This window comes from Aliivibrio sp. S2TY2 (assembly GCF_028765525.1).
GTDB classification, from domain to species: domain Bacteria; phylum Pseudomonadota; class Gammaproteobacteria; order Enterobacterales; family Vibrionaceae; genus Aliivibrio; species Aliivibrio finisterrensis_A.
This window is the reverse complement of sequence record NZ_JARACS010000004.1, coordinates 170,489-182,249: the sequence shown is the minus strand read 5'-3', so window position 1 is coordinate 182,249 and position 11,761 is coordinate 170,489. Positions and strand designations below refer to the sequence as shown.

Sequence of the window (11,761 nt, the reverse complement as noted above, 5' to 3'; positions counted from 1 at the left end):
ATGCATATCTTCGAGGCTTTTTATTATCTGGATTGGAATTACTCACTACTCATCATGATGTTTGTTTTCGTTTATTTCATACGGCCAATAATGATGCCCAACACGGATCAATAATGTCGCTGCTGCAAGGATAAAGGCCGCTAGCGCCAACCAAACCACTAATACCGCATCGATCTCTTTCATTCCTAGCGTGATGTAACGAGCAATGGCCATCATAGCGATATAGATAGGGTAACGCACCGGGATTTTTCCGTTCATCACAAATTGCTGCACCATGGCCAACACTTCAAGATAGATAAACATCAATAAAATATCAGTTAACTGAATTTGCTGCTCAACAAAAACATGAATAAATTCATTCACCATCGCAAATAAGGTCGCTAACGTTATCGCAACCAACAGGATCGCTTCTAAAATATGAAATACTTTTAAGAAAGGCTTACTAAATGATTTGGGTAAATGAGAAGGCATAAGGAGTTATCCACCGTTATTGCTATAATAAATATGATAATTAATTGGTTACGCTCTAATGATAGTGCCAAGCCAAGTTAACACAAAATTATTATTTCAATTAGCGTATTTATTTCATTCAAATTAATTCTCGATTGTGCTATTCTTCGCCACCCAATTTTCTATGCTTCGCATCCATCTTTATTTTACCTTTTAAAGTGTAACGTAAAGAGAAATGCCATAACTCCCAAGAGAATCCATCATGAGTAAAGGTACACTTTATATTGTGTCAGCGCCAAGTGGTGCTGGTAAGTCGAGTTTGATCTCGGCACTGTTAGAAAGCAACCCAACTTATGCTATGAAAGTCTCTGTGTCTCATACTACTCGTGGTATGCGCCCAGGAGAAACTGATGGTGTTCATTATCACTTTATTCAGAAAGAGCATTTTGAAGAGTTGATTGGAAAAAATGAATTCTTAGAATATGCGGAAGTGTTTGGTAATTATTACGGAACCTCTCGTGTATGGATCGAAGAAACGCTTGATAAAGGCATTGATGTATTCTTGGACATTGACTGGCAAGGCGCTCGTCAAATCCGTGAACAAATGCCTTTAGCAAAAAGTGTGTTCATTTTACCTCCATCAAATGGAGAACTTGAACGACGCCTAAATGCACGTGGTCAAGACAGCGATGCTGTTATTGCTAAGCGCATGAGCGAAGCAAAGTCAGAAATTTCTCACTATGATGAATACGATTATGTGATTATTAATGATGACTTTGATACTGCACAAATGGACTTCCGTTCCATTATCCGTGCAGAGCGTTTAAAGCAAGACAAACAAACTATGAAATACAAAGGCATGTTAGACGCGCTATTAGCCGACTAATTTCTTCGTATTTCTATTAGTATCTCGTAACCCTAGCTAGAAACTTATACTAGTTACTTGTATACTTTCTCAACATATAACTATTTTTGTTAATAAATTGGAGTCCTCATGGCACGTGTAACCGTTCAAGACGCAGTTGAAAAAATCGGCAACCGTTTCGACCTTGTTTTAGTTTCATCTCGTCGCGCACGTCAAATGCAAACTGGTGGTAAAGATGCGCTAGTGCCTGAAGAGAACGATAAAACGACTGTTATCGCTCTTCGTGAAATTGAAGAAGGCCTGATCACTAAAGAATTACTTGATGCTCGTGAACGTCAAGAGCAACAAGAGCAAGATGCCGCTGAATTAGCAGCAGTAAGCTCAATCACACACAATCGTTAATCTCTATAATCTTTTATAGATTATAAATTACAGCAAACCTGACGGGGCGAAATTTGGATTTATTCGATAGCCTGAAAGATGTTGCCAAAGATTACCTGCCAGAGCCTCACATTGAGGCTCTTCGTCGATCTTACCTGGTAGCAAAAGAGGCCCATGAAGGGCAGACTCGCTCAAGTGGCGAACCTTACATCATTCACCCAGTAGCTGTGGCTCGTATTCTTGCAGAAATGCGACTCGACCATAAAACGCTAATGGCTGCACTGCTTCACGATGTTATTGAAGACACTGAAGTTAGCAAGGAAGAGCTAGCAGAACAATTTGGCGATACGGTTGCTGAATTAGTGGATGGCGTTTCTAAGCTGGACAAACTCAAGTTCCGCGATAAAAAAGAAGCACAGGCTGAAAACTTCCGAAAAATGGTCATGGCGATGGTGCAAGACATCCGCGTTATTTTGATCAAACTTGCTGACCGTACCCACAACATGCGTACATTAGGTGCATTACGCCCTGATAAACGTCGTCGCATTGCTCGTGAAACCTTAGAAATATTCTCTCCTTTGGCGCATCGCCTTGGTATCCACAACATTAAAACTGAACTTGAAGAGTTAGGTTTTGAAGCCCTTTACCCAAATCGCTATCGCGTATTAAAAGAAGTGGTAAAGTCAGCTCGTGGTAACCGTAAAGAGATGATCCAAAAAATTCACTCAGAAATTGAAGGCCGTATTGCTGAAGCTGGCATTAAAGGTCGAGTGATTGGTAGAGAGAAAAACCTGTTCGCTATTTACAATAAAATGAAAAATAAAGAGCAGCGTTTCCATACTATTATGGATATCTACGCGTTCCGAGTGATTACTGACAATGTCGATACGTGTTATCGCGCACTAGGCCAGGTTCATAGTATTTATAAGCCTCGCCCAGGCCGTATTAAAGATTACATTGCTGTACCAAAAGCCAATGGTTATCAATCTCTTCATACCTCTATGGTTGGCCCTCACGGCGTTCCAGTTGAAGTACAGATCCGTACTGAAGACATGGAACAAATGGCAAATAAAGGTGTAGCGGCACATTGGTCGTACAAAGAGGGTGATAACTCTAGTACTACCGCTCAAATCCGCGCTCAGCGCTGGATGCAAAGCTTACTTGAACTTCAACAAAGTGCAGGTAGCTCATTTGAATTTATTGAAAACGTAAAATCGGATCTATTCCCGAACGAAATTTACGTCTTCACACCAAAAGGCCGCATTTTTGAACTGCCTGTTGGCGCAACTGCGGTTGATTTTGCTTATGCCGTTCACTCTGATGTTGGTAACAGCTGTGTTGGTTCACGCGTTAACCGTCAACCTTACCCTCTAAGTAAACCACTGAAAAGCGGCCAAACGGTTGAGATCATCAGTGCTCCAGGTGCGCGTCCAAATGCAGCTTGGTTAAACTATGTAGTGACCTCAAAAGCTCGTACTAAGATCCGCCAAGTACTGAAAACCATGCGTAAAGAAGACTCTGTGATTTTAGGTCGCCGTCTACTTAACCATGCGCTGGGCCACAATGTATCTCTGGATGATATTTCACAAGATAACATTACTCATGTTCTGTCTGATCTTAAGCTTGCAGACACTGAGGATTTACTGGCGGCCATTGGTCTTGGTGAGTTAATGAGTATTGTGGTTGCTCGTCGTCTACTTGGCGATGCGGATGAACTAACAGAGCAAGACTCATCAAACATTGAAACCAGTACAGGTAAAAAATTACCCATCCGTGGTGCTGACGGTATCTTGCTGACCTTCGCTAATTGTTGTCGTCCAATTCCTGGCGATCACATCATTGCTCATGTAAGCCCTGGCCGTGGTCTTGTGGTTCACATGGAAGAGTGTGCAAACGTTCGTGGTTATCAAAAAGAACTTGATAAGTACATGGGCGTTGAGTGGGCTGATGAGTTCGATCAAGAATTCGCAACTGCTCTGGATATTGATATTCAGAACCACCAAGGTGCATTAGCCGATTTAGCCAATGTAATTGCAGGTACGGGCTCAAATATCCGTGGTATTAGTACCGAAGAGAAAGACGGCCGTTTATACACAATTACGGTTGAATTAACGGCTAAAGATCGTACGCACTTAGCGGAGATCATGCGTCGAATTCGTGTTATGCCACACGCACTGAAAGTTCGTAGGCATAAGAACTAAAGGCAGTGCGACTTCGTCTTAAGGGCGCTTCGCTTAAGGAACAGCAAGCTGCCTGAGGACGCTACGCTTAAACATTCAAGATCAATAAAAAGATAGTAATCTCTTTAATTTGCTCTTCTCAAGCGTAGCGACTGTGGGACGAAGTCTTCCTTAAGCGAAGCAACCTTAAGCAGCTTGCTGCGCCCTGCTCTTACTCACCTATTTCAAGAAATAAAAATCATGAACTTAGAACGCTATCAACGAATTACTTCCGTATTAAAAGCTCGTCAAACTGATCTTACTCTGTGCTTAGAAGAAACCCATAAATCCAATAACGTTTCTGCCATTGTTCGTACAGCCGATGCAACCGGCATCCATAAGATTCATGCGGTATGGCCAACAGAGCAAATGCAAATGTTAGGGCATACCTCAGCTGGGGCTCGTAACTGGGTTGATGTTGAAACTCATAAGAGTATTGAGGATGCTGTTGCTGTTTTAAAAGAGCAAGGCATGCAAATTTTAGCAACTAACTTGTCTGATACGGCCGTCGATTTTCGTGAAATTGATTACACCAAGCCAACCGCTATCATTTTAGGCAGTGAAAAAACTGGGATCAGCAAAGAAGCTTTAGCCCTCGCAGATCAGGATATTATTATTCCTATGGTCGGTATGGTGCAATCTCTGAATGTTTCTGTTGCTAGTGCATTAGTTTTGTATGAAGCACAACGTCAACGCGATTTAGCCGGTATGTATGACCGTGAAGAGAGTATGTTACCAAAAGAGTACATCAATAAGGTGTTGTTTGAGCGTGGCCACCCTGTACTTGCGAAAGTAGCCAAACGTAAAGGCCTTGAATTACCGCAGCTTGATGAAACTGGGCAGATCGTGGCGGATGAAGCGTGGTGGGCAAGAATGCAGGCGGCGGATTAGGGGCTAGAGCTTAGGGCTCAGATCGGTCGCAAGCTCCCTTGCAGAGTTCAGAGGTGATCGTTGTGATTTCAGAGATTACAATAGAGATTACAATACTGTTCCCTCCCTTTAATAAGGGGAGGGTTAAGGAGGGGTCATTGCGATACAGGTAAAATTGAGTACCAATCAACCTTAATTATACGCTGTTGGTTCTTGACCCCCTCCCAGCCTCCCCCTTAGTAAGGGGGAGGAGCTAAAAGCCAAAAAGAAAACCTCTGAGCTCTGCTCTTGCTCTTCCTGAATCCTTTAGGACGAAGTCCGTCCTCAAGCGAAGCGCCCTTCAGCAACTTGTTGCGTCCTACTCTCAATCCCTCATCAACATAAACGTTCCTGAAAACTCGGCCGCTGGCTGCTCCCCATTACATAAATCAACCTTCACTTTCACTCTGGCTCTCTTGCCTAATTTCAAGCGGTCAAAGTCCCCTTGCAAACAGTTTAATGACGTAATGCCTTTTGGATTTTCGGTGATCGGTTGGCGATAACGAATATGACTGTCTACCAACATAATACTGGTTGCATCTAAACCTTGCTCTTTTAGCAGCAGCCATACCATCCCCCAAGCAGTCAGGGTTCCCATCGTAAAGATGCTGCCTGCAAACATCGTATTATGCGGATTTAGATTCGCATTTAAAATCGCACTGACTTCAAAGCGATAACCTGTATATTGAGTGATTTTTATGCCCATTTTATCACTGATTGGAATTTCATTTTCCCAACGTTTTTGAAGCTCTGCGCACCAATCTGGACGTCGAAGTACATCAGCCAGAGGATCTAAATGTTTAAGCATTTGTTGGTGACGAATTGGGCCTCTCTCATCACTCAGTTCACCTTGGTTAGTAAATCCATTTCTCACATAGAAAGGAATTGCATCTTCACGAGCATTACATACCAGACGTTTAGCATTCTCTTGGCGCGCATAAGACTCCAGAGCCACTAAAATCAATGCGCCTATACCTTTGCCTCGACAATGTGCTGCAACGGCCATATAGCGAATTTGGCCATCATTATCAGGCGTTAAATATAAACGCCCTACTGCGACAGGTTGATCACGACCATCTAAAATCATTCGATGTTGGCTCATGTCATCATACGCATCACGCTCAGAGCCTTCAGGCTGACGCCAGGGCTCACGCAATACTTGCCAACGAAAATGGTAATACGCTTTTAATTCCGCGTCTGTGGTTGGTGTGATCAATCGAAACATATAAATCCTTTTATTGTTGTTAAGGGTGAGAAAGAGCTAAGGGTTCAGATCGGTCGCAAGCTCCCTTGCTGGGCTCAAGGGTGATCGTTGTGATTTCAGCGTAAAATATACTGTTCCCTCCCCCTTAATAAGGGGAGGGTTAGGGAGGGGTCATTGCGAGACAAGTAGAATTGAATACCAATCCACCTTGATTATACGCTGTTAGTTCTTGACCCCCTCCCAACCTCCCCCTTACTAAGAGGGAGGAGCAAAACAGCAAGCGAATCTAAACTCTCAGCCGTTACTCCTCGAACCTAATCTCTACCCTTAAACCTGCAACCAAAACGTCACTGGACCATCATTCACTAGCGACACCTTCATGTCCGCAGCAAAACGTCCTCTTTGAGTATGTAACTTCTCTTCACATAAGTCAGAGAAGTAGTCATATAAGCGCTCTGCATCCACAGGATGCGCCCCTTTTGAAAAACCTGGGCGAGTGCCCTTCTTGGTATCTGCAGGTAGCGTAAATTGCGATACAACCAATACGCTACCATTTACTTGTTGCACATTTAAGTTCATCTTACCGTCTTGATCTTCAAAGATTCGGTAAGTTAATACTCTTTCCATTAGACGCTTAGCTTTTGCTTCATCATCTTCTTTTTCAACGCCTAATAAAATTAATAAACCTTGATTAATTTCACCGGTAATCTCGCCATCTACTTTTACAGCAGCTTCACTTACTCTCTGGATCAGTGCTATCACTTTCTATCAACCCTTGTTGTTCTGTTAATGCTTTAATGTCTGATTCCAATATATTAGTGCTTACCTTACCAGCTCTCCATCCCTCAAACTCGCCGAGACTTGCTGTAATTTCAGCGCCAATTAAGACAATAATCCAACATAAATAAACCCAAACAAATAAAATGGGTACCGCAGCCAACGCGCCATAAATCACTTGGTACGATGGAAATTGTGTTATGTATTGCGCAAACCCCACTTTACTAAACTCAAATAAGCAACCTGCAGACATAGCTCCAACAAGCGCATGCGTTATTCGAACCTTTTTGTTCGGCACTAATAAATACAAACCAACAAATGCTGAGAACGACAATATGATAGGCAACCAACCTAATAAAGTCCGGTAAAAACTCGACACTATTTCATCATCCATGATCTTTAGTGAAGTCACATATGACGTCGCAGCTAAACTTGCACCGACCAATAAAGGGCCTAAAGTTAAGATCATCCAATACAAAGAAAATGAATACATTGGACGACGCTTTTTCTTTACTCGCCAAATATAATTCAAACTTTTATCGATAGCAGAAATCAGCATTACTGAAGCAACAAATAAGAATCCAGAACCGACCGCCGTCATCTTTCCTGTATTAGAAATAAACTCTTTTAAACTGGCTTCAACTGCATCACTGGCAGCGGGTACAAAATTCTGAATCACAAATGCCTGTATTGTGTCTCCTGCACCAGAGAAGATTGGAAATTGCGACAATACAGACAATAAAACGGTAATTAACGGCACCAAAGACAATAACGTAATGTAGGCCATATATCCGGCACTGACGGTTAGTCTGTCATGGATAATCCGTTGCTTTAAGAAAAGCAGATATGACCAGCTAATCCTTAGCTTATGTTTGATTTTTTCTTCCATCAATTCACTCTTTAAAAATATCGGCCTTTGTACATCATAACAGATAAAAAAAATCCCCTTGCAGTCAACTGCAAAGGGATTTTAAATTTTATTTGATTTGTGATTTAACTAAAGTTAAATCCGAATCAATAATTACTTAGGTGCACGACCAGCACGTTTACGATCGTTCTCTGTAAGATGACGCTTACGGATACGGATGCTTACTGGTGTTACTTCTACTAGTTCATCATCATCGATGAATTCTAGAGCTTGCTCAAGTGTGTATTTGATAGCAGGAGAAAGCGTTTGAGCTTCATCAGTACCAGATGCACGTACGTTAGTCAGTTGCTTACCACGTAGACAGTTGATAGTCAGGTCGTTAGCACGGTTATGAATACCGATGATTTGACCTTCATATACTTCATCACCGTGCTCTGCAAATAAACGGCCACGATCTTGAAGGTTGAATAGAGAGTAAGTTACTGCTTTACCCATACCGTTCGAGATTAATACGCCGTTAGCACGTTGACCAATTTCGCCACCTTTGTGTGGACCGTAGTGATCAAACGAGTGGTAAATTAGACCAGAACCAGACGTCATTGTTAGGAATTCAGTTTGGAAACCGATAAGACCACGAGAAGGCATCATGAAGTCCATACGAATACGGCCTTTACCATCTGGAGCCATATCTGTTAGCTCACCCTTACGGATACCGATGTTTTCCATGATTGCACCTTGGTGCTCTTCCATAACATCGATAGTTACTGTTTCAAACGGTTCTGTTAGAACACCGTTTTCATCATGTTTGATGATAACTTCTGGACGAGATACTGCTAGCTCGAAACCTTCACGACGCATGTTTTCGATCAGGATAGATAGGTGAAGTTCACCACGGCCTGATACGCGGAATTTATCTGGATCTGACGCTTGCTCAACACGTAATGCTACGTTGTGAACTAGTTCTTTTTCTAGACGCTCAAGGATGTTACGTGAAGTAACGAACTTACCTTCTTTACCAGCGAAAGGTGAGTTGTTTACTTGGAAAGTCATTGTTACTGTTGGTTCATCAACAGACAGTGGCTTCATCGCTTCAACGTTGTTTACGTCACAGATTGTGTCTGAAATTTTCAGCTCACCAAGACCTGTGATTGCAATGATGTCACCAGCATTTGCAACTTCAACTTCGTGACGGTCAAGACCTAGGTAGCCAAGAACTGTACCTACTTTACCATTACGCTTAGAACCATCTGCGCCTACGATAGTTACTTGTTGGTTTGCTTTTACAGAACCACGAGTAACACGACAAACACCGATAACACCAACATAAGAGTTGTAATCTAGTTGAGAAACTTGCATTTGTAGAGAACCGTCGATGTCTACGCTTGGCGCATCTACGTTATCAACTACTGCTTGGAACAATGGTTCCATGTTTTCGCCAGTCTCGCCTTCTTCCATTGTCGCCCAGCCGTTAAGTGCTGATGCGTAAACAGTAGTGAAGTCTAGTTGCTCATCAGTTGCGCCTAAGTTGTCGAATAGATCAAAGATTTGATCCATAACCCAATCAGGACGAGCACCAGGACGGTCAATCTTGTTGATTACAACGATTGGCTTAAGACCGTGTGAGAATGCTTTTTGTGTAACGAAACGCGTTTGAGGCATTGGGCCGTCAACAGCATCTACGATAAGAAGAACAGAATCAACCATAGACATGATACGCTCAACTTCACCACCGAAATCGGCGTGTCCAGGAGTATCTACGATGTTGATGCGGTAATCGTTCCAGTTAATTGCTGTATTTTTAGCAAGGATCGTAATACCACGCTCTTTCTCGATGTCGTTCGAGTCCATTACGCGTTCTTCAGTCTCACCACGAGATGATTCTAGTGTGCCTGATTGTTGTAATAGCTTATCAACCAAGGTTGTTTTACCGTGGTCAACGTGCGCAATAATTGCGATATTTCTTAGTTTATCAATCTGTGGAGTAGACATGGATTCAAATTCACTCAGAGCATGTAGAGCCACCATTGGCACTACTTGGTTTAAAAACGGTCAATAATTTAACAGATTTTAGCGCAAAACCCACGAAATATGTGATTAAAGACACAATTATTTTTAAATTAATTTAATACAGCCCCAAAAAACGCTGTAAAAACGACCAACTCTAGCGAGGTTTATGCAATCTAGCTAATAACTTTATTATCTTTACCAAAAAACTAAAGGATATATTTATCAATACCTTAAGAGCAGCATTGTTACTAATAATTTAATTTTATGTTGGAATTAGATTGACAAATTTTCCATTTCACTGCTGAATAGCGGATAGAAGTAATTAATGACAATTTATTTTTATCTGCACTTTCCTATTGCAACGCACAATAATGGTGCAAACAGGGATCAAATTAGTGCAGTTAAAGATGGGTTTTAGTAAATTAAAAACGCAAGTCATTAATAATAAAGGATTATTACTTTTGGCACAGTTCTAGCTACATAGTAAATAACAGCTTAGCTGGCCAATATTTATATTATAACACTGGAGGTTATCCTACATGTCAGTAGAAAACGTATTAGCTCTAATTCAAGAGAACGAAGTAAAATTTATTGATTTACGCTTTACCGATACAAAAGGTAAAGAGCAACATATCTCAATTCCTTCTCATCAAGTTGACGCCGACTTCTTTGAAGAAGGTAAAATGTTCGATGGTTCTTCAGTTGCAGGCTGGAAAGGCATTAACGAATCTGACATGGTAATGATGCCAGATGCAGCAAGTGCGGTACTTGACCCATTCACAGCGGATCCAACACTAAACATTCGTTGTGACATTCTTGAACCAGCAACACTGCAAGGTTACGATCGTGACCCACGCTCTATCGCTAAGCGTTCTGAAGAATACATGCGTTCAACAGGTATCGCTGACACTGTGCTAATCGGTCCTGAGCCAGAATTCTTCCTATTTGATGATGTTCGTTTCAACACTGACATGTCTGGTTCTTTCTTCAAAATTGACGATATCGAAGCAGCTTGGAACTCAGGTACTGAATACGAAGGCGGCAATAAAGGCCACCGTCCAGGTGTTAAAGGCGGTTACTTCCCAGTAGCTCCTGTTGATTCTTCTCAAGATATCCGTTCTGCTATGTGTTTAATCATGGAAGAAATGGGCCTTGTTGTTGAAGCACACCACCATGAAGTAGCAACTGCTGGTCAAAATGAGATCGCAACACGCTTCAACACACTAACAACAAAAGCAGATGAGACTCAAATCTATAAGTACGTTGTTCATAACGTAGCGCACGCTTACGGTAAAACAGCGACTTTCATGCCTAAACCACTGGTTGGCGATAACGGTTCTGGTATGCACGTTCACCAATCTCTAGCAAAAGACGGTGTAAACCTGTTTGCTGGTGATAAGTACGGCGGCCTATCTGAAATGGCTATCTACTACATTGGCGGCATCATCAAGCATGCTCGTGCAATCAACGCATTTGCTAACCCATCAACAAACTCATACAAGCGTCTTGTTCCTGGATTTGAAGCACCTGTTATGCTTGCATACTCTGCACGTAACCGTTCTGCTTCTATCCGTATCCCTGTGGTACCAAGCCCGAAAGCACGTCGTATCGAAGTTCGTTTTGGTGACCCAGCGGCTAACCCATACCTATGCTACTCAGCAATGCTAATGGCTGGTCTTGACGGAATTAAGAACAAGATCCACCCAGGTGAAGCTATGGATAAGGATCTGTACGACCTTCCTGCGGAAGAAGCGGCAGAAATCCCAACAGTAGCTGAGTCTCTAGATGTTGCTCTACAAGCGCTAGATACTGACCGTGAATTCTTAACCTCTGGCGGCGTGTTCTCTGATGACTTTATTGATTCTTACATCAAACTTAAGTCTCAAGATGTTGAAGCAATCAACACAGCGGTTCACCCACTTGAGTTTGAAATGTATTACTCAGTTTAATTCTGACGCAACAGTTTGAAATCAAATTGCTATTTTTAGGCTCGCTTCACAAGCGAGCCTTTTTTATGTTGGCAATTTCTCTTTTAACAGTAATTCTAATAGGCTCACACTTACCTAGATTTCATTTCTGCA

General features: G+C 42.1%; 10 protein-coding genes. 5 read left to right on the top strand and 5 right to left on the bottom strand.

Annotated features, from left to right (window positions below):
* Nucleotides 1–45 precede the first annotated feature (45 nt).
* The gene (locus tag PVK63_RS08990; protein WP_130045095.1) at nucleotides 46–471 is read right to left on the bottom strand and encodes a phosphate-starvation-inducible PsiE family protein; all 426 of its coding nucleotides are present in this window, start codon (nucleotides 469–471) and stop codon (nucleotides 46–48) included.
* A gap of 241 nt (nucleotides 472–712) precedes the next feature.
* Between PVK63_RS08990 and gmk the strand changes: the two genes are divergently transcribed.
* The 4 genes from gmk (at nucleotide 713) to trmH (ending at nucleotide 4,806) form a co-directional block, all read left to right on the top strand.
* Nucleotides 713–1,336 (top strand): guanylate kinase, encoded by a 624-nt coding sequence (gmk, locus tag PVK63_RS08985; RefSeq protein ID WP_130045097.1) that lies wholly within the window; start codon nucleotides 713–715, stop codon nucleotides 1,334–1,336.
* Between the two features lie 108 nt (nucleotides 1,337–1,444).
* Nucleotides 1,445–1,717: a DNA-directed RNA polymerase subunit omega gene (rpoZ, locus tag PVK63_RS08980; protein ID WP_060993374.1), complete on the top strand. Its 273-nt coding sequence runs from the start codon at nucleotides 1,445–1,447 to the stop codon at nucleotides 1,715–1,717.
* A gap of 53 nt (nucleotides 1,718–1,770) precedes the next feature.
* Nucleotides 1,771–3,897 carry a bifunctional GTP diphosphokinase/guanosine-3',5'-bis pyrophosphate 3'-pyrophosphohydrolase gene (gene spoT / locus PVK63_RS08975; protein ID WP_274419049.1) on the top strand — a complete coding sequence of 709 codons (2,127 nt, stop codon included), beginning with the start codon at nucleotides 1,771–1,773 and terminating at the stop codon, nucleotides 3,895–3,897.
* Nucleotides 3,898–4,116: 219 nt separating this feature from the next.
* A complete protein-coding gene (gene trmH / locus PVK63_RS08970) occupies nucleotides 4,117–4,806 on the top strand; it encodes a tRNA (guanosine(18)-2'-O)-methyltransferase TrmH (RefSeq protein ID WP_274440284.1) in 690 nt (229 codons plus the stop codon).
* A 343-nt stretch (nucleotides 4,807–5,149) separates the two neighbouring features.
* On the opposite strand, the gene PVK63_RS08965 is transcribed toward trmH, so the two are convergent.
* The 4 genes from PVK63_RS08965 to typA form a co-directional block, all read right to left on the bottom strand.
* A complete protein-coding gene (locus PVK63_RS08965) occupies nucleotides 5,150–6,049 on the bottom strand; it encodes a bifunctional GNAT family N-acetyltransferase/hotdog fold thioesterase (RefSeq protein ID WP_274440285.1) in 900 nt (299 codons plus the stop codon).
* Nucleotides 6,050–6,355: 306 nt separating this feature from the next.
* Nucleotides 6,356–6,790 (bottom strand): D-aminoacyl-tRNA deacylase, encoded by a 435-nt coding sequence (dtd, locus tag PVK63_RS08960; protein ID WP_130047972.1) that lies wholly within the window; start codon nucleotides 6,788–6,790, stop codon nucleotides 6,356–6,358.
* Nucleotides 6,762–7,694 carry a virulence factor BrkB family protein gene (locus PVK63_RS08955; RefSeq protein ID WP_130047973.1) on the bottom strand — a complete coding sequence of 311 codons (933 nt, stop codon included), beginning with the start codon at nucleotides 7,692–7,694 and terminating at the stop codon, nucleotides 6,762–6,764. Before PVK63_RS08955 ends, dtd begins: the two co-directional genes overlap by 29 nt.
* A 132-nt stretch (nucleotides 7,695–7,826) precedes the next feature.
* Nucleotides 7,827–9,662: a translational GTPase TypA gene (typA, locus tag PVK63_RS08950; protein WP_151654919.1), complete on the bottom strand. Its 1,836-nt coding sequence runs from the start codon at nucleotides 9,660–9,662 to the stop codon at nucleotides 7,827–7,829.
* Between the two features lie 557 nt (nucleotides 9,663–10,219).
* Here typA and glnA point away from each other — a divergent pair.
* A complete protein-coding gene (glnA, locus tag PVK63_RS08945) occupies nucleotides 10,220–11,629 on the top strand; it encodes a glutamate--ammonia ligase (RefSeq protein WP_274440286.1) in 1,410 nt (469 codons plus the stop codon).
* The last annotated feature ends 132 nt before the right edge of the window (nucleotides 11,630–11,761 follow it).